Below are 18,165 nucleotides of genomic sequence, written 5' to 3'. Positions count from 1 at the left end.
GCGATGTTCTTGGATGGGCACGCAACAAAAAGGCCCCCATTGCGGGAGCCTTGATGTTCAGCGGGTCGGCTTACATGTTCGGGTAGGTCGGTCCGCCAGCGCCTTCCGGGGTCACCCAGGTGATGTTCTGGGCCGGATCTTTAATGTCGCAAGTCTTGCAGTGCACGCAGTTCTGGGCGTTGATCTGGAAGCGTTTCTCGCCGTCTTCCTTGGTCACCACCTCATACACGCCGGCCGGGCAGTAGCGCTGGGCCGGTTCGTCGTACAGCGGCAGGTTCTTGGCCAGCGGGATGCTTGGATCGGTCAGCTTCAGGTGGCAGGGCTGTTCTTCTTCATGGTTGGTACCGGAGATGAACACCGAGCTGAGTTTGTCGAAGCTGATCTTGCCGTCCGGTTTCGGGTAGTCGATCTTCTTGCAGTCGGCCGCCAGCTTCAGGCAGGAGTAGTCAGGCTTGTTGTCGTGCAGGGTGAACGGCAGCTTGCCACCGAAGATGTTCTGGTCGAGCCAGTTGAAGCCGCCGCCGATGATCGCGCCGTACTTGTGGATCGCCGCACCGAAGTTACGGCTGGCGAACAGTTCTTCATACAGCCAGCTGTTCTTGAAGCCGTCGACGTAAGCGGTCAGTTCATCACCGCCTTCGGACTCGGCGAACAGGCGATCGGCCACCGCCTCGGCGGCGAGCATGCCGGACTTCATGGCGGTGTGGCTGCCTTTGATCTTGGCGAAGTTCAACGTGCCGAGGTCGCAGCCGATCAGGGCGCCGCCCTTGAAGACCATTTTAGGCAGCGAGTTCAGGCCGCCCTTGCAGATGGCGCGGGCGCCGTAGCTGACGCGCTTGCCACCTTCCAGGTACTGCTTGAGCACCGGATGGTGCTTGAGGCGCTGGAATTCGTCGAAGGGCGACAGGTAGGTATTGCTGTAGGACAGGTCGACGATCAGGCCGACCACCACCTGGTTGTTTTCCAGGTGATAAAGGAACGAACCGCCGGTGTTCTCGGTGCCCATGATGTCCAGCGGCCAGCCGGCGGTGTGCACCACCAGGCCCGGTTGATGCTTGGCCGGGTCGATTTCCCAGATTTCCTTCAAGCCGATGCCGTAGTGCTGGGCGTCGGCGTCGCTGTCGAGGTTGAAGCGCTTGATCAGTTGCTTGCCGATATGGCCACGGCAGCCTTCGGCGAACAGCGTGTACTTGCCGCGCAGTTCCATGCCGGGGGTGTACAGGCCTTCTTTCGGGTGGCCTTCGCGGTCGACACCCAAATCGCCGGTGATGATCCCGCGGACCACGCCATTTTCGTCGAACAGCGCTTCCTGGGCGGCGAAGCCCGGGTAGATTTCCACGCCCAGGTTCTCGGCCTGCTGGGCCAGCCAGCGGCACAGGTTGCCCAGGGAAATAATATAGTTGCCTTCGTTGTGCATGGTCTTGGGCACGAAGAAGTCAGGGACTTTGCTCGCACTGTCGGCGTTCTTCAGGACATAAATGTCATCGCGCTTGACCGGGGTATTGAGCGGCGCGCCCAGTTCCTTCCAGTCGGGGAACAGTTCGTTCAGGGCACGGGGTTCGAACACCGCACCGGAGAGAATGTGCGCACCGACTTCGGAGCCTTTTTCGACCACGCAGACGCTGATTTCCTTACCGGCTTCGGCGGCCTTCTGTTTCAGTCGGCAAGCGGCAGACAGGCCAGCGGGGCCGGCACCGACGATGACCACGTCGAATTCCATGTATTCGCGTTCCACAGGCTATCTCCTACTCAAGGCTCACAGTTTTTTTCTAATTGGAGGTTGGGCGTTGCATCCGTTGTTGACTCGCAAAACTGACGAAAGTGACAACGGATCAGACGCGGGTCTCTCTGGGTGGCGCATTATATCTACACCACTCTCAGGGTCCAATACAAACGTTTGTTTGAAATTGCCGCAGCCCAGATAAATCACTGACGTACGGCTTATGACTGGCCATTTTGCCGTATTGACCGGAATAGGCGTTCCGGTCAAGATACGGGCGGTTTTGCGCTCGCCGTAGGCTGACTGTTGGTTTCAAGAGCACCTCTAAAGACAGGGCGAAGGCAGCACAAAGTGACGTATTGCGTGGCTCGGATGCGCAGTTTACACGCCGCGATATTGAATGACTCATCGGTCTCGCCGACCAATGGTCTTCACTCCCGTGAGCAGGGTCATGTGTGGTTCATGCCGGCGTTTTTAGAGGTGCCCTTGCGCCCATGAGCATCAACCGCCAGGTTCGCCTAGGCGACTTTCTTTTCACCGGAGAGTAACGAGGAATCCATGAAGGTTCTTGTAGCTGTCAAACGAGTGGTCGACTATAACGTCAAGGTTCGCGTCAAGGCGGACAACTCCGGCGTCGACCTCGCCAACGTCAAGATGTCGATGAACCCTTTCTGCGAAATCGCCGTAGAAGAAGCCGTACGCCTGAAAGAGAAGGGCGTGGCGACTGAGATCGTCGTTGTCTCCATCGGCCCGACCACCGCCCAGGAGCAACTGCGCACTGCGCTGGCGCTGGGTGCCGATCGCGCCATCCTCGTCGAATCCGCCGAAGACCTGACCTCCCTGGCCGTGGCCAAGCTGCTCAAGGCCGTTGTCGACAAGGAACAGCCACAGCTGGTGATCCTCGGCAAACAAGCCATCGACAGCGACAACAACCAGACCGGCCAGATGCTCGCTGCATTGAGCGGCTACGGTCAGGGCACGTTCGCGTCCAAGGTCGAAGTCAGCGGCGACAGCGTTGCCGTGACCCGTGAAATCGACGGCGGCGCGCAGACCGTTTCCTTGAAGCTGCCCGCTATCGTCACCACCGACCTGCGTTTGAACGAGCCGCGCTATGCGTCCCTGCCAAACATCATGAAGGCGAAGAAGAAGCCGCTTGAAGTGCTGACGCCTGACGCTTTGGGCGTTTCCACCGCCTCCACCAACAAGACCGTGAAAGTCGAAGCGCCGGCGGCACGCAGCGCGGGCATCAAGGTCAAGTCGGTGGCTGAACTGGTCGAGAAACTGAAAAACGAAGCGAAGGTAATCTAACTATGACTATCTTGGTAATCGCCGAACACGATAACAAGGCGCTGGCTCCGGCCACGCTGAACACCGTTGCTGCCGCGGCCAAAATCGGCGGCGACGTTCACGTACTGGTCGCCGGGCAGGGCGCTGGCGCCGTAGCCGAAGCCGCCGCGAAAATTGCCGGCGTGGCAAAAGTACTGTCGGCCGACAACGCCGCCTACGCAAACCAGCTGCCGGAAAACGTTGCGCCACTGGTCACCGAGCTGGGCAAGGGCTACAGCCACATCCTGGCTGCCGCCACGTCCAACGGCAAGAACATCCTGCCGCGCGTTGCCGCTGCCCTGGATGTCGACCAGATCTCCGAGATCATCTCGGTAGAAAGCGCCGACACCTTCAAGCGTCCGATCTACGCCGGTAACGCCATTGCCACCGTGCAATCGACCGCCGCGATCAAGGTCATCACCGTGCGCGCCACCGGTTTCGACCCGGTTGCCGCCGAAGGTGGCTCGGCTGCCGTCGAAGCCGTAGGCGCTGCCCACGACGCCGGCATTTCCAGCTTCGTCAACGAAGAACTGGCCAAGTCCGACCGTCCTGAGCTGACCGCTGCCAAGATCGTCGTTTCCGGCGGCCGCGGCATGCAGAACGGTGACAACTTCAAGCACCTGTACGCGCTGGCCGACAAGCTGGGCGCTGCCGTAGGTGCTTCCCGCGCCGCGGTCGACGCCGGTTTTGTTCCGAACGATATGCAGGTCGGTCAGACCGGCAAGATCGTTGCGCCACAGTTGTACATCGCCGTCGGTATCTCCGGCGCGATCCAGCACCTGGCCGGTATGAAAGACTCCAAAGTGATCGTTGCGATCAACAAGGACGAAGAAGCGCCGATCTTCCAGGTGGCCGATTACGGCCTGGTCGCTGACCTGTTCGAAGCAGTCCCCGAGTTGGAGAAGCTGGTCTAATCCGGCGTCTTCACTTATAAAGAGCCCGGCTTTGGCGGTAGCAGTGTTCATTTGAGGGTTGTCTGGATCATCGTGGCGAGGGAGCAAGCTTGCTCGCCACAGATCCATTGCCTTGATGACAACGCTACGGCCTGGCCGGGCTTTTTATCGTCTGCATTTTGAAGGGGAGCGTATCGCCATGGATCTTCGCCGTTTGGCCGGCTGGCCGTTGTTGGGCCTGTTGATGGTCGGGCCTGGGTTGGCGCTCGCTGCCGGCAAGTGTGAACGACTGATCGCCACCGGCAGCCCGGATGCGCCGCCTTATCTCTGGCAAGACCCCCAGGACCCCAAGCATCTGATTGGCGCCGGTGCCGACCTGCTGACGCAAGTGGCGGCGCAACTGGGCATCAAGATTGAGCTGCTCTATGCCGGCAAGCGTGCCCAGGCGCTGGACGAAGTGCGCAGCGGGCGCATGGACTTGCTCACCGATGCACCGCTGACCACGACCGGGCTCGAAGCCCTGGACTACGTGCATCCGCCGCTGCTGGAAAACGATTACCTGGTCTGGACCCGCAAGGACTCCACGCTGGTCATCAACCGCCCCGAAGACCTTCATGGACATACCGGCGCCTTGTCGGAAAAGTCACGTATGACTGCAGGATTCGGCGTTTTTGCAGAGCAGCAATTGTCCCTCACCCGTACGCCAAACCTGACCCAGGCCTTTCAGAAATTGCTGTTGGGGGAGGTGGAATATGTCCTGGCGGGACGCTACTCGGGCCTGGCCATGGCGCAGACACTGGGGATGGCGAATGACCTGCAGGCCGCGCCGCAACCGGTGGATAAGCCTGGCCTGTTCCTCGCGGTTTCCCATAACTCGGCCTGCAATGACCCATGGTTACGCGGACAGCTGGCGCAAAAGATGACAGAATTGTCCGCGTCCGGCCTGGCAGAGGCTGTGTTGCAACGCAATCTAGAGCGCTGGAACACACAGTTGCAGTCTCCTGTCGGTGCCCCAAAACAGTAGGGAACATTAGTGACTATTCGACCTCTTTTCGCTGCCCTGGCCGTTCTGGCTCTGGCGGGTTGCGCAGCCGATCCGGCGCCGAATGAACAGATCCGCCTGACCGAACAGGCCTTGGAGCAGGCCCGGGCCGTGGGCGCCAACGCCGACGAAGTGCCCGAGTTGAAACTGGCTGAAGAAAAGTTCGCCCGGGCCAAATCCAACATGGCCGACGAGTCCTACAAGAAGGCGCGCATGCGCGCCGAGCAGGCTGAACTGGATGCACGCCTGGCGGAAGCGAAGGTGTTGACCCTCAAGAGCCAGGAACAACTGAACGTGCTCGACACGCGTATCAAGCGCTTGCGCAAACAACTGAGGGAGGACGCCCAATGAAGTCGTCCCAAGTCCTCGGCGGCCTGGTTATTGCCGGCCTGGCGAGTCTGTATGGCTGTGCGGGCCAGCGTAGCGAAGCCGCGCTCGACCAGGCCAGTGCCGATTTCCAGAAGGTCAAGGAAGACGCCAATGTATTGCGCGCCGCGCCCCGGGATGTGATCCGCGCCGGCGAATCCCTGGCCCGTGCCGATCGCTTGTCCACCTACTGGGGCAGCGGGGAAGACGTGCAGCATTACGCTTACTTGAGCCAGCGCTACAGCGCGATCGCCCGTGAACACAGCAACCAGGTGCTCAACGAAGAGCGTGCGGCGAAGCTCGAACTGGAGCGCCAGCGCCTGCAACTGGCCTTGCGCGAATCCAAGCTGCTCAGCGTGCAACAGCAGGGCAAGTGGCTGGAGGAACAGATCATGGCCATGGCCACCACCCAGACCGATCGCGGCCTGGTGATGACCCTGGGCGATGTGCTGTTCGACACCGGCGAAGCGGAGTTGAAGAATTCGGCCAATCGGGTCGTGCTCAAGATCGTCCAGTTCCTGCAGCTCAACCCCAAGCGCGTGGTGCGCATCGAGGGGTACACCGACAGCACCGGCGGTCGCCAGGAAAACCTCAAGCTGTCCCGCGACCGCGCACAGGCGGTGGCGGATGTGCTGGTGGACCTGGGCATTGATGAGAAGCGCATCGAAGTCCAGGGCTACGGTGACGACTACCCGGTGGACGTCAACGCCACCGAGCGTGGCCGGGCCCAGAACCGCCGCGTCGAGATCGTGTTCTCCGACGAGAAAGGCCAGCTTGGCGCCGCCCGCTGAGGGCGGCGTCACTGGAAAGCCCGGCGCCTTTGAAGGTGCCGGGTTTTTTTTGCCAGTGAATCGGGGCCATGAGTACAGTTGGGGCTGTCACTGCACTGTACGGTCGAGTAATCTGGCAACTGTCCCAGTACACTTCTAAACTGTTCCGGTATCGTTTCCGACAAGAATAAAATGCCCGTGAAATCGAGTGCTGCGTCATGACCAACCTTCTGCTCTATCAACGTATTGCTCAACAGCTGGCTGAAGACATCCGGCGCGGTGTGTACCAGCCCGGGGAGCGCGTGCCGTCGGTGCGCAAGATGAGCTCGCAGCTCAATGTCAGCCATGCCACGGTATTGCAGGCCTACGCGAACCTTGAAGACCAGGGGTTGATTCGCGCGCGGCCGCAATCGGGTTACTACGTGCACCAGACGCCGGCCCTGACGGCGCCGACGCCGGACATCGCCCGAGTAGAGCGGCCGGGGCTGGTGACGCGCAGCAGCATCATCCAGCAGGTACTGGTCGAATCGCGCCGCGAGGGGGTGTTTCCCTTGGGAGCGGCGGTGCCGAGCGTCGACTACTTGCCGGTGCGGGCGTTGCATCAGCAATTGGCGAAGGTCACGCGTTTCCACAGCCCACGGGCCTTCAGCTACATGTTCAGTCCGGGCTTCGAGCCGTTGCGACGCCAGGTGGCGATTCGCATGCGCGATGCCGGCGTGGTGGTGGACCCCTCCGAAGTAGTGATCACCCACGGTTGCGTCGATGCCTTGCAGATGTCCTTGCGGGTACTGACCCGACCGGGGGACCTGATCGCCGCCGAGTCGCCGACCTACTACGGCCTGTTGCAACTGGCCGACCTGCTGGGCCTCAAGGTCATCGAGATCCCCAGCGACCCGGTCACCGGCATGAGCCTTGAAGCCCTGCAACTGGCGGCCAACCAATGGTCGATCAAGGCGCTGGTGCTTACCACGCGCCTGAGCAACCCGTTGGGCGGCACCATGCCCGAGGAGCGGCAGAAACAATTGTTGCGCCTGGCATCGGACTTCGACATTCAGATCGTCGAAGACGATATCTACGGCGAACTGATGTTCGAGCAGGGACGGACCAAGGCGCTCAAGGCCTACGACCGGCTGGACCGGGTCATCTATTGTTCGAGTTTTTCCAAGACGTTGTCGCCGGGCGTGCGCATCGGTTGGATGATCGCCGGCAAGTTCCAGCAGGAAATCCAGCGCTTGCAGACCTTCAGCACTCATTCGGCGTGCAGCGTCACGCAGATGGGGATCGCGGCGTACCTGGAAAATGGCGGCTATGACCGACACCTGCGCTATATCCGTCAGGAGTACCGAAAGAACCTCAGTGCTTTCCAGTTGGCGGTGCAGCAGTACTTCCCCGAAGGCACTCAGATGAGCCGTCCCACCGGCGGTTTCATCCTGTGGGTCAGCCTGCCGGGCCGGGTCAACACCCAAGAGCTGCACGTCCGGGCATTGCAGCAGGGCATCAGTATTGCGCCGGGGCTGATCTTCAGTAACACCGAGCAGTTCAACCATTGCATCCGCCTGAACTGCGGTACGCCGTGGAACCGCGAGGCAGAGCGGGCCTTGATGACACTGGGGCTATTGGCCACCCAACTGTGCCAAGAGACCGCCAACGGGTTTTTATAGGAATCAGCACCTTAGCCTGATGTGCTTGTCAGCGCCTCATTATCAGGCGAGCATGGGGGCCTCTGCCGTTATTGCCGTTGTGTGTTATGAAAGCCATTGCTCCTGCTGCCTGGGTTTTGATCGGCCTGCTCACCGCGTTTCAGGCGGGAGGTGTCATGGCGGCTTCGGCGCAGGATAAACCAGCCGCCAGCGCCACCCGCGATGCCTCGAAGAAACCCGCCGTGGCCAAGAAAGCCCCGGTGAAAAAAACCGCCGCGACGAAGAAAAAACGTGCGCCCATCGCGTCCAAGAGCAAATCCGCCCGTGAGGTCGCCAAGACCCCGTTGCCCCCCGCGAAGCTGGACTTGAGCCTGCCCCACGACATGGTCGAGGCGTTGCAGCCGCCGGGCAAGGTGGTGACGCCCAAGCATGAGCCGCTGTTGCCGTCCATGTTCGGCCAGAAGCCCGGTCCCTTCCAACTCAATGGCCGTTTGCTGAGCAACGAGATGCAACTGCCCCTGCGCAACCCCGAGCGCAGTGAATTGGAGGGCGCGGCACTGGACTTCGAATTCAAGCAATAAACCGGTGCCATCATGCAGTTCGTCGCTGACCGATCGGTCATGCGTGCCGTGGTCAAAAAAACACGCAGCCAGTAATTTAAAACAGGTGTTTTAGCCGTTACTCTGTGTTTGTTACCAACCATTACCGCCGTGAGGATGTCGTCGCATGAAATGCCGTGAAGGCTGTGGCGCCTGCTGCATCGCCCCTTCCATCAGTTCACCCATCCCTGGCATGCCCGACGGCAAGCCGGCGGGAGAACGTTGCGTGCAGTTGTCGGTCGATAATCTGTGCCTGATTTTCGGTCAACCGCAGCGTCCGGCCGTGTGCTCGGGGTTCCAGGCAGACATCGAGGTGTGCGGCAGCAGCCGTGAAGAAGCCATCCGCCTGATCGACTGGTGGGAGCAAGTCACGGCGGCGTAATGGGGCACTGTGCGCAATTCAAATGAACGAACAATAAGGAAAAAAACCATGGGTTCGCTGCATCGTATGGCCATGTTGTGTGGGTTGACCGTGTTGATGGCAACCGCAACCGCTCAGGCGGAAGACTGGCAGGTCGCCAAGGAGCAGGACGGCATCAAGGTTTCGCTCAGCGAAGTGGCCGGCTCCAAGTACAAGGCCTATCGCGGCGTGACCGTGATGAAAACCACCATGGCCAAGCTGCGCGCCCTGCAGGAAGACGTGCCGGGTGCCTGTGCGTGGATTCATGAATGCAAGAGCCAGAAGCTGCTCAAGCACGAAGGCAATCAGAGCTGGACCTACACCCAGTTCAACACGCCATGGCCGGTGACCTCCCGGGACTCGGTGTTGGAAGTCACCACCGAAGAAGGCGCCGATGGCAGCCTGACCCGCAAGCTCAAGGGCGTGCCGACCTACCTGCCGGAAGAAAAGGGTTTCGTGCGCGTCACCCAGGTCGACGGCTATTGGAAGTTCGCGCCCAAGGGCGCCGACCAGATCGAGGTGACCTATCAGGTCCACACCGAACCAGGAGGCGATGTACCGTCCTGGCTGGCGAACAAGTTCGTGGTGGATGCGCCGTTCAACACCTTGAAAGCCCTGAGGGACCGCGCCGAAAAATAATCGCCGCATGAGCCTCGCGAGACCGCCCACGTGGCGGTCTTTTCATGTGTGCCGTCCACCGGCCTGGTGGAACGATTGTTCAGCCCTCAATGTCGAGATAAAGGTAATCCCGGCCCTGAATTGATCAAGGAGACACCGATGCAAAAGTGGGAAATCACTTTCGTGGATGATCATGGCGAAGCCATCGCCGAGCAGTTCGACTATGAACAGGAGCCCACGATGGAACAGGCGGCGCAATTGATTCGCGAAAAGCTGCTGCCGGTGCCCGCAAAGCTGGACCTCAACGATCTGGAAGGGCGCACCGAGGACCCGACGGTCAAGAATCTCAAGTCCCAGCACAGTATTGAAATCATCAGCATTAAATCGATTTCATGAAATCGTTGGCTGGCCTCGCTTGGCAGTGGCCATCACTTGAAGCTACTCTGCAATTGAGATCAGCGAAAGGATCGCCAAGGTCCGGTCTTGTCAGCTACATGCTTGTGTCCCGACGGCAATTTGATGCCGTATCGCCTGCAACCTCCGGGTGGCACGCACGGGAAGACGGAAAGTCTATCCATCTGTTAGGAGGACGTTTCATGAGCACAGCCTATCAAGAAGACATCAGCACCCACGTGTTGCGCCGCATGAAAGAAGGCGGTTTCGATTTTTCCCGATTCCATCCCATCGAGTTCTACGCCATTTTCCCGGACGAGGAGCGGGCGCGCAGGGCGGCAGGTCAATTTCGGGGCGAGTCGTTGAACGCGCAGGTCAGTGCCCGGGACGACGGGGCATGGTCGTTGGAATTGAGCCGGGTGATGTACGCGACCTACGATGATATTGGAGACTTCGAGCAAGATTTCGAGGCCGTCGTCGAACCCTTGGGCGGCGTCATCGAGGGGTGGGGAGTCAAGCAGGAGATCCGACGCCTGCAGGGCTGATTGCCCACCTGCGTAACCCGAACAACGGCTGACCTTGGGGTCGGCCGTTTTCATGTGTGGCCCGGGCCGGCCCCGCAACCGCTGTCGAGCACGGCCCGCCCGCGCCAGGGTCATTGGGGTTGCTTGCGCCCCGCCATGTGCTTGAGGTAGCCCACCAGCAGGTCCAGTTCTGAATCTGGCAGCACCGCCGCCGAAAACCCCGGCATCTTGCCCTGGGGCCAGCGGCGCAGGCCTTGCGGGTCACGGATGTAGCGCTTGAGGAAATCGCCGGAGAAGTACTCGGTCGGATTGAAGGGGATGTTCAGGTCCGGCCCGAATTGCGCGTCGCCTGCGCCGTTGAGTCGATGGCACGCCAGGCAATGCTTCTGGAACAGTTCGAAACCTTTGTTGACCGGGTCGTCCTTCGCCAGGCTGGCGGCCGGCAGCAGGGCAGGGAAGCGTTCGGCCACCGCCAGCAAGCGCTTGATAGTGGCGACTGCGTAGGGCCATTGCTCGGGGCTGATGGGGCCCGCCTGGGGATCCGTCCAGACCAGGTAGAAAGGTCCGGCGCTGGACTTGCCTTCACTCAGCGGCGGCCATGGGCTGGCCGGGTCTTCGATCGCGAGCCAGGCTCGCGCACCGTGGCGTTCGAGCAGCGGCGCGGCGGGCATTTCTGCCGCGAAGCCATCCAGGGCAACGGCCTGCAGATGATCGCTTGGCTGCACCCCCGTCAACAGCGCCGCCAGCGGCACGGCGCGATATGTCATCGGCTTCTTGTAGGAAACGTCCTCAACGATCTGGATCGTCCGGGCTTCGGGGTGCTTGAGCAAGGCCTCGGTTTGCCAGGTGCGCGCATTCGCGCCGAGGTCCAGCACCAACTGCGCGGCATACAAGGGCGTGCTGAGCAGCAGCGCCCCGATCATGATGAGAGCTTTCAAGGGGGTCGCCTTCCGTGTCGAGGGGGGCCGCAAAGATTGGCACAGCCACCCCGACCCGAACAACGAGCCCCGCTACTTTTTTGGTGATGCAGATGTCTGGATGCAGGCGGCGCGCGTACGACTCAGCCGATCACCTTGGTGATGTTCGGCAAGATCAACAGCAGCGTCGTGGCAAAGAGAATGAGCCCGGCTTGACGAACTTTCGAATGTTTGAACATGGCTGACCCGCCTTTATTGTTATTTCCTGAGGCCAGCCTGCATCTCCATGACGGCTGGCGTTGCACTTCCTGTTTGACAAGTGCCTCGGCAAAACCCGACGACTTTCTTGTACAAGGATTACATTAGGGGCCGCAGCCGGCTTGGCTTAGATCCAATTCGTATCAATGGCTGTATTTTCTCTATTAAAACGGCATGAGGCCTATTGCCACCTTCTTGAAGGCCCTTTGGCTAGACAGCTCGCTCTCCTGAAACGGTTAACCCGATAGCTCGCTACCGTTCGTCTGAGCGTGGCCGTCAACGTCATTGAGCGCTGCGGTCATTGAATCCGACGCCGTTGGGCTTATGGTGAAGACCTCGCATTACGCCCCGAGGACGTCATGACCCAAGCTTTGATTTTCGATGCCGTGCGCACGCCCCGTGGCAAGGGCAAGGCCGACGGTGCCTTGCACAGCGTCAAGCCGGTGAACCTGATGGGCGGCTTGCTCGGCGCCTTGCAGCAACGCATGGACCTGGACACCAGCCAGGTCGACGACATCGTGCTCGGATGCGTGACGCCGGTGGGCGAACAGGGCGCCGACATCGCCAAGACCGCCGCGCTGGTGGCCGACTGGGATGTCAGCGTTGCGGGTGTACAGCTCAACCGGTTCTGCGCCTCCGGCCTGGAAGCGGTGAACCTGGCGGCCATGAAGGTGCGCTCCGGGTTCGAGGACCTGGTGGTGGCGGGCGGCGTCGAATCGATGTCCCGGGTGCCCATGGGCAGCGATGGCGGCGCGTGGGCATTGGACCCGCAATCCAACCTGCACGGTCATTTCATTCCCCAGGGGATTGGCGCCGACCTGATCGCCACGCTCGAAGGTTTCAGCCGCGAGGCAGTCGATGCCTATGCGCTGCATTCCCAGCAAAAGGCGGCGCGGGCCCGGGCTGAAGGGGCGTTCGATAAGTCCCTGGTGCCGGTACGGGACCAGAATGGCATTGTGCTGCTGGACCATGATGAATTCATTCGTGCCGACTCCACGCTCGAAGGCCTGGGCCAGCTCAAGCCGAGTTTCGAAGCCATGGGCCAGATGGGATTCGACGGCACCGCGCTGCGGGTCTACAGCCATGTCGAGCGCATCCACCATGTGCACACGCCGGGCAACAGTTCCGGCATCGTCGACGGTGCGGCGGCGATGTTGATCGGCTCCGAAGCCAAGGGGCGGGCAATGGGCCTGCAACCGCGGGCGCGCATCGTCGCCACGGCCGTCACCAGCACCGACCCGACCATCATGCTCACCGGCCCGGCCCCGGCCACCCGCAAGGCCTTGGTCAAGGCCGGGTTGCGGGTGGAGGACATCGACCTGTTCGAAGTCAACGAAGCCTTCGCCTCGGTGGTGCTCAAGTTCATCAAGGACATGGCCATTGACCCCGCCAAGGTCAACGTCAATGGCGGCTCCATTGCCTTGGGGCATCCGTTGGGCGCCACCGGGTGCGCGATCCTCGGCACCTTGCTCGATGAATTGGAGGCACGGCGCCTGCGTTATGGCCTGGCGACCCTGTGTGTCGGCGGCGGGATGGGCATTGCTACCGTCATCGAACGCCTCTGAGCCCGACTTCAAGGAGCACTTTTCATGACCGAAGCCATCCGTTACGAAACCGGCGCCGACCGGACCGTCGTCCTGACCCTCGACCTGCCGGGCCAGAGCGCCAACACCATGAATGCGGCGTACCGGGAGGCCATGGCGGCCTGCCTGTCCCGTCTGATCGCCGAGAAGGCGTCAATCGCCGGCGTGATCATCACCTCGGCCAAGAAGACCTTTTTTGCTGGCGGCGACCTCAACGAGCTGGTCAAGGTCGGCAAGCCCGAGGCCCAGGCGTTCTACGCCGGCGTCCTGGATCTCAAGGCGCAATTGCGCACCCTGGAAACCCTCGGCAAACCGGTAGTGGCGGCGATCAACGGCGCGGCGCTGGGGGGTGGTTGGGAGATCTGCCTGGCTTGCCATCATCGGGTGGCGCTGGATCATCCGTCGGTGCAGATCGGCCTGCCGGAAGTCACCCTCGGCCTGTTGCCGGGCGGCGGCGGGGTGGTGCGCATGGTCCGCCTGCTCGGCCTGGAGCAGGCGTTGCCGTATCTGCTGGAAGGTAAGAAGGTTCGTCCGCAACAGGCGTTGCAGGCAGGATTGATCGACGCCCTGGCGGCAGACCGTGACGAGCTGTTGGCCAAGGCCCGGGCCTGGATCCTGGCCAACCCCGGCGTGGCCCAGCCATGGGACGTGAAGGGCTACCGGATCCCAGGTGGCACGCCGACCGAGCCAAAAATGGCGCAGATGCTGGCGATCATGCCTTCGATCCTGCGCAACAAGACCCAAGGCTGCCTGCCCGCGCCGGAGAAGATCCTCTGCGCGGCTGTGGAGGGGGCCCAGGTGGATTTCAACACCGCTCACCTGATCGAAACCCGCTATTTCACTGAATTGGTCACCGGCCAGGTGGCCAAGAACCTGATTGGGACCTTCTGGTTCCAGCTCAACGAGATCAAGGCTGGCGGCTCTCGCCCACACGGTTTTGCGCAGTCTCTGACGAAGAAAGTTGGCGTCCTGGGGGCCGGCATGATGGGCGCCGGCATTGCCTACGTCAGCGCCGTGGCCGGTATCGACGTGGTGCTCAAGGATGTCGACCTGGCCGCAGCGCAAAAGGGCAAGGCCCGTTCGGCGGCGCTGCTGGACAAGAAGATCGCCCGCGGCCAGCTCACTGTCGAGCAGCGCGACGCCACGCTGGCGCGGATCCATGCCACCGGCAGCGACGCGGACCTGGCCGGTTGCGACCTGATCATCGAGGCGGTGTTCGAGGACCGCGCCTTGAAGGCTCAGGTGTCGGCGGCCGCCCAGGCCGTGGCGGGGCCTGAGGCGGTGATCGCTTCCAACACCTCGACCTTGCCCATCACCGGCCTGGCCACGGCGGTGCCTGACCCGAGCCGGTTCATCGGCCTGCATTTCTTCAGCCCGGTGGAGAAAATGCCCTTGGTGGAGATCATCAAGGGGGCACGCACCGGCGATGAAACCTTGGCGCGGGCCTTCGACTTTGTCCTGCAGATCAACAAGACGCCGATCGTGGTCAACGACAGCCGCGGCTTCTTTACCTCCCGGGTGTTCGGCACCTATACCAGCGAGGGCATCGCCATGCTCGGCGAAGGTGTGAGCGCGCCGATGATCGAGACCGAGGCCTGCAAGGCCGGAATGCCGGTCGGTCCCCTGGCGATCGCTGATGAAGTGTCCCTCAGCCTGATGAACCATATCCGCGTGCAAACCGCCAAGGACCTGCAGGCCGAAGGGACAGCACCGAGCGAACACCCGGCCTTCGCCGTGATCGACGTGCTGCTCAACGAATACAAGCGACCGGGCAAGGCCGCGGGCGGTGGTTTCTATGATTACCCGACCACCGGGTCGAAGCATCTCTGGCCGGGTCTCAAGAGCCGCTTCGAGCAAGCCGACGGGCAGATTTCACCGCAGGATGTCCGCGATCGCCTGCTGTTTATCCAAGCCTTGGAAACCGTGCGTTGCGTGGAGGAAGGTGTGCTCACGTCGACCGCCGATGCCAACGTCGGCTCGATCTTCGGCATCGGCTTTGCGGCCTGGACCGGTGGCGCCTTGCAGTTCATCAATCAGTACGGCTTGCCGGATTTCGTCGCTCGCGCCCAATACCTCGCCGAGCAGTACGGTGAGCGCTTCTCGCCGCCGGCCTTGCTGTTGGAAAAAGCCGCTCGCCAGGAACTGTTCTGACACGCCGTGAGGGGGCTTGCCTTGGGACCGTGTTTCAGGGCAGGCTCTGGGGGTGTGCAATATTCCCATCACGTGTCAGGTATTTTTTATGTCGTTACGCATCTGCATTCTGGAAACCGATATCCTGCGTCCGGAACTGGTCGACCAATATCAGGGGTACGGGCAGATGTTCCAGCGGCTGTTTTCACAGCAGCCCATCGCGGCGCAATTTATCGTGTACAACGTGATGGAGGGGCATTACCCCGACGATAGCGAACAGTTCGACGCTTATTTGGTGACCGGCAGCAAGGCCGACTCCTTTGGCACCGACCCTTGGATTCAAACCCTCAAGACCTACCTGCTGGACCGCTACCAGCGGGGCGACAAGCTGCTCGGCGTGTGCTTTGGTCATCAATTGCTGGCCTTGCTGCTGGGCGGCAAGACCGAGCGCGCCACCCAGGGCTGGGGGGTTGGTACCCATCGCTACAAACTCGCCGCCAAGGCGCCGTGGATGAGCCCGGTGAAAGAAGAACTGACGCTGCTGATCAGCCACCAGGACCAGGTCACCGAATTGCCCGAAAACGCCACGGTGATCGCTTCGAGCGATTTCTGCCCGTACGCCGCCTACCACATCAACGACCAGGTGCTGTGCTTCCAGGGGCATCCGGAATTCATCCACGATTACTCCCGCGCCTTGCTGGAGCTTCGTCAGCAGCACCTGGGCGAGCAGGTCTACAGCCAGGGCGTGGCCAGCCTCGACCAGGAACACCATGGCACGACCGTGGCGGAGTGGATGATGCGCTTCGTTGCCCACAAGCCCGAGGCCGTGGCCCAGGGTTGATGCCATTGGGCTGACCCAAGTGCCAAGTCACCCCCAGTCACTGTGGCAGTGAGCCTGCTCGCGAAGAGGTCGGCCCAATCCCCACGCCGCGGGCTGAACCGCTACAGCCAACCCGAGCGCTTGAAGCTGGCCCACAATGCCGTGCACCCAATGGTAATCACCCCCAGCACCGTGAAGTAGCCGTAGTGCCAGCTCAACTCCGGCATGTCCTGGAAATTCATCCCGTAGATCCCGGCCACCGCCGTCGGAAACGCCAGGATCGCCGCCCACGCCGCGAACTTGCGCTGGACCACGCTCTGGCGTGAGGCCTCGAGCAGTACACCGACTTCGATGGTCTGGCTGGCGATGTCCGCCAGGGTCGTCAGGTCCTCCATCTGCCGCGTGACGTGAATCTGCACGTCGCGGAAATACGGGCGCATGTTCTTGTCGATGAACGGGAAATTCAGTTTCTGCAACTCTTCGCTGATCTCCACCATCGGCGCCGCATAACGACGCAAGCGCAACACGTCACGGCGCAGGCTGTGCAGATTCTGGATGTCCCGCTCGTTCAAGGCGCTGCACAGCACGTGGTGCTCCAGTTCATCGATCTCGGCATGAATGGCTTCGCCCATCGGCTGGTAGTTTTCAATCACGAAATCGAGGATGGCGTAGAGCACGAAATCTTCCCCGTGCTCCAGCAGAAGTGGACGCGCCTCACAGCGTTGTCGGACGTGGGCGTAGGATGCCGAGTGGCCGTTGCGGGCGGTGATGATGTAGCCCTTGCCGGCAAAGATATGCGTCTCGATGAACTGCAACTTGCCGTCCTTGCGAATCGGCGAATAGGTCACGATGAACAGGGCATCGCCGAAGGTTTCCAGCTTGGGGCGGCTGTGCTTTTCCATCGCATCTTCAATGGCCAGTTCGTGCAGGTTGAACTGGCGTTGCAAGTTGTTCAGCTCCTGGGCGCTGGGTTCTTCCAGACCGATCCAGACAAAATGGCCAGGTTTCGCAGCCCAGGCGCTGCCTTCGTCGAGGGTGATATTGGTGACTTTCTTACCGGCGCTGTATACCGCAGCAGCAACGACTCTACCCATGGTGATGGTTCACTTCTTGGAAAATGGCAGTGGCACGCAACGTCCAGCTTAGCGTGCGCTGTCATTTGAGAGTCAGCAAAATCTGCCGAGTTTCCGCGGGCAAAAGAAAACCCGCCATCAGGCGGGTTTGCACTCAAGCGGTTTGCGCTTGCCGGTCCAGCGAGGCGATGCACTCGCGCATCTGTTCACGGCACTGGGCGATGAGCTGAGGCATGTCATCCATGCTCAGCCCGGCTGTAGGAATTGCCGGTAATGAGCGTATGAAGATATCACCGCTGCGCCACCGATTGAGGTGCATGTGCTTGACGTAGTTGCTCACGCACACCGGGATAATCGGCACCCCGGCCGCGATGGCTATCTGAAAGGCGCCTTTCTTGAACGGCAGCAGGTCGGCCCCGAGGTTGCGTGTGCCTTCCGGGAACACCCAGATCGAGGTGTCCTCATGTTGCAGCGTATGGGTGGTGGTCAGCATCGCCCGGCGTGCCCTGATGGCATTGCCACGGTCGATCAACACGTTGCCGGCCAACCAGAACAACTGCCCGAACAGCGGCACCCACTTCAGGCTCTTCTTGCCAATGCACACGGTACGGTACGGCACCACGTTGCCGAACACGAACAGGTCATAGTTGGATTGATGATTGGCTATGATCACGCAGCTCGGGGGTTTATCCATCAACGAGGTGACGTCGGCCCTGACCCGCAGGCGCAGGATCCACATCGCCGGCAGCGCGTACAGCCGGGCGCACAGACGGCTGTTGTCCGGGTTGAACGGCCGGCAGATACCAAGGATCAACCCCAGCACACCTGCCAGGACAAAATGCAGTCCCATCAACAACATACGCAGTAAAAACAGCATCTACAGGCCCTGTTGGGACAAAAGTGGGCGCAGTGTACGGTTGTGCACTGTTTTCGGCAATTGTCCCTATAGAGGTAGGAGATGGACGACGTTCACGGGGAACGCTCCCCGAAGGCATGGCGGAAACAGGCTAAGCCGGTCGCTGATTTTCAAACAGGGCAGGTGGGAAAAGTCGACAGAGGACCGTGGCGAAGGCGCATGATCCTTCGCCACGGG

General features: G+C 61.1%; 18 protein-coding genes. 14 read left to right on the top strand and 4 right to left on the bottom strand.

Annotation, left to right across the window (positions count from 1 at the left end; translation table 11 throughout):
* Positions 1–70: 70 nt before the first annotated feature.
* Complete coding sequence (locus V5F23_RS19535; protein ID WP_338496172.1) at positions 71–1,735, bottom strand: electron transfer flavoprotein-ubiquinone oxidoreductase; 1,665 nt, start codon at positions 1,733–1,735, stop codon at positions 71–73.
* Positions 1,736–2,278: 543 nt separating this feature from the next.
* Between V5F23_RS19535 and V5F23_RS19530 the strand changes: the two genes are divergently transcribed.
* The 11 genes from V5F23_RS19530 to V5F23_RS19480 all read left to right on the top strand — a co-directional run bounded on the left by V5F23_RS19530 (position 2,279) and on the right by V5F23_RS19480 (position 10,312).
* Positions 2,279–3,028, top strand: a complete 750-nt coding sequence (locus V5F23_RS19530) for an electron transfer flavoprotein subunit beta/FixA family protein (RefSeq protein WP_028620627.1) — start codon at positions 2,279–2,281, stop codon at positions 3,026–3,028.
* Positions 3,029–3,030: 2 nt separating this feature from the next.
* Entirely contained in the window at positions 3,031–3,960 is a 930-nt protein-coding gene (locus V5F23_RS19525; protein ID WP_047736411.1) for an FAD-binding protein, read from the top strand.
* 178 nt (positions 3,961–4,138) lie between these two features.
* Positions 4,139–4,963, top strand: a complete 825-nt coding sequence (locus V5F23_RS19520) for a transporter substrate-binding domain-containing protein (protein ID WP_042732090.1) — start codon at positions 4,139–4,141, stop codon at positions 4,961–4,963.
* A gap of 9 nt (positions 4,964–4,972) precedes the next feature.
* Complete coding sequence (locus tag V5F23_RS19515) at positions 4,973–5,332, top strand: DUF4398 domain-containing protein (protein WP_042732091.1); 360 nt, start codon at positions 4,973–4,975, stop codon at positions 5,330–5,332.
* Positions 5,329–6,138, top strand: a complete 810-nt coding sequence (locus tag V5F23_RS19510; RefSeq protein WP_042732092.1) for an OmpA family protein — start codon at positions 5,329–5,331, stop codon at positions 6,136–6,138. Before V5F23_RS19515 ends, V5F23_RS19510 begins: the two co-directional genes overlap by 4 nt.
* A 197-nt stretch (positions 6,139–6,335) precedes the next feature.
* Positions 6,336–7,778: a PLP-dependent aminotransferase family protein gene (locus tag V5F23_RS19505; RefSeq protein ID WP_014339472.1), complete on the top strand. Its 1,443-nt coding sequence runs from the start codon at positions 6,336–6,338 to the stop codon at positions 7,776–7,778.
* A gap of 86 nt (positions 7,779–7,864) precedes the next feature.
* The gene (locus tag V5F23_RS19500; protein ID WP_338496170.1) at positions 7,865–8,338 is read left to right on the top strand and encodes a translation initiation factor 2; all 474 of its coding nucleotides are present in this window, start codon (positions 7,865–7,867) and stop codon (positions 8,336–8,338) included.
* Positions 8,339–8,483: 145 nt separating this feature from the next.
* Positions 8,484–8,738, top strand: a complete 255-nt coding sequence (locus V5F23_RS19495) for a YkgJ family cysteine cluster protein (protein ID WP_042732239.1) — start codon at positions 8,484–8,486, stop codon at positions 8,736–8,738.
* A gap of 48 nt (positions 8,739–8,786) precedes the next feature.
* Positions 8,787–9,395, top strand: coding sequence for an START domain-containing protein (locus V5F23_RS19490; protein WP_042732240.1), 609 nt, complete (start codon positions 8,787–8,789; stop codon positions 9,393–9,395).
* Positions 9,396–9,533: 138 nt separating this feature from the next.
* Positions 9,534–9,770: a hypothetical protein gene (locus V5F23_RS19485; RefSeq protein WP_042732241.1), complete on the top strand. Its 237-nt coding sequence runs from the start codon at positions 9,534–9,536 to the stop codon at positions 9,768–9,770.
* 200 nt (positions 9,771–9,970) lie between these two features.
* Entirely contained in the window at positions 9,971–10,312 is a 342-nt protein-coding gene (locus V5F23_RS19480; protein ID WP_042732242.1) for a ribonuclease E inhibitor RraB, read from the top strand.
* A gap of 110 nt (positions 10,313–10,422) precedes the next feature.
* On the opposite strand, the gene V5F23_RS19475 is transcribed toward V5F23_RS19480, so the two are convergent.
* The gene (locus V5F23_RS19475; RefSeq protein WP_338496168.1) at positions 10,423–11,229 is read right to left on the bottom strand and encodes a cytochrome c; all 807 of its coding nucleotides are present in this window, start codon (positions 11,227–11,229) and stop codon (positions 10,423–10,425) included.
* A gap of 596 nt (positions 11,230–11,825) precedes the next feature.
* Between V5F23_RS19475 and V5F23_RS19470 the strand changes: the two genes are divergently transcribed.
* The 3 genes from V5F23_RS19470 (at position 11,826) to V5F23_RS19460 (ending at position 16,020) form a co-directional block, all read left to right on the top strand.
* Positions 11,826–13,031 (top strand): acetyl-CoA C-acetyltransferase, encoded by a 1,206-nt coding sequence (locus V5F23_RS19470; protein ID WP_042732244.1) that lies wholly within the window; start codon positions 11,826–11,828, stop codon positions 13,029–13,031.
* 24 nt (positions 13,032–13,055) lie between these two features.
* Complete coding sequence (locus V5F23_RS19465) at positions 13,056–15,200, top strand: 3-hydroxyacyl-CoA dehydrogenase NAD-binding domain-containing protein (protein ID WP_338496165.1); 2,145 nt, start codon at positions 13,056–13,058, stop codon at positions 15,198–15,200.
* Positions 15,201–15,288: 88 nt separating this feature from the next.
* Positions 15,289–16,020: an amidotransferase gene (locus V5F23_RS19460; RefSeq protein ID WP_338496163.1), complete on the top strand. Its 732-nt coding sequence runs from the start codon at positions 15,289–15,291 to the stop codon at positions 16,018–16,020.
* Between the two features lie 101 nt (positions 16,021–16,121).
* On the opposite strand, the gene V5F23_RS19455 is transcribed toward V5F23_RS19460, so the two are convergent.
* Both V5F23_RS19455 and V5F23_RS19450 read right to left on the bottom strand, forming a co-directional pair.
* Positions 16,122–17,093: a magnesium and cobalt transport protein CorA gene (locus V5F23_RS19455; RefSeq protein ID WP_042730333.1), complete on the bottom strand. Its 972-nt coding sequence runs from the start codon at positions 17,091–17,093 to the stop codon at positions 16,122–16,124.
* A 133-nt stretch (positions 17,094–17,226) separates the two neighbouring features.
* Entirely contained in the window at positions 17,227–17,949 is a 723-nt protein-coding gene (locus V5F23_RS19450) for a 1-acylglycerol-3-phosphate O-acyltransferase (RefSeq protein ID WP_338496161.1), read from the bottom strand.
* Positions 17,950–18,165: the final 216 nt, after the last annotated feature.

Origin of the sequence: Pseudomonas sp. WP18, assembly GCF_036689585.1 — a bacterium.
Taxonomy (GTDB): domain Bacteria; phylum Pseudomonadota; class Gammaproteobacteria; order Pseudomonadales; family Pseudomonadaceae; genus Aquipseudomonas; species Aquipseudomonas chlororaphis_E.
The sequence above is the reverse complement of the archived record's forward strand: the minus strand, read 5'-3'. Positions and strand labels throughout refer to the sequence as shown.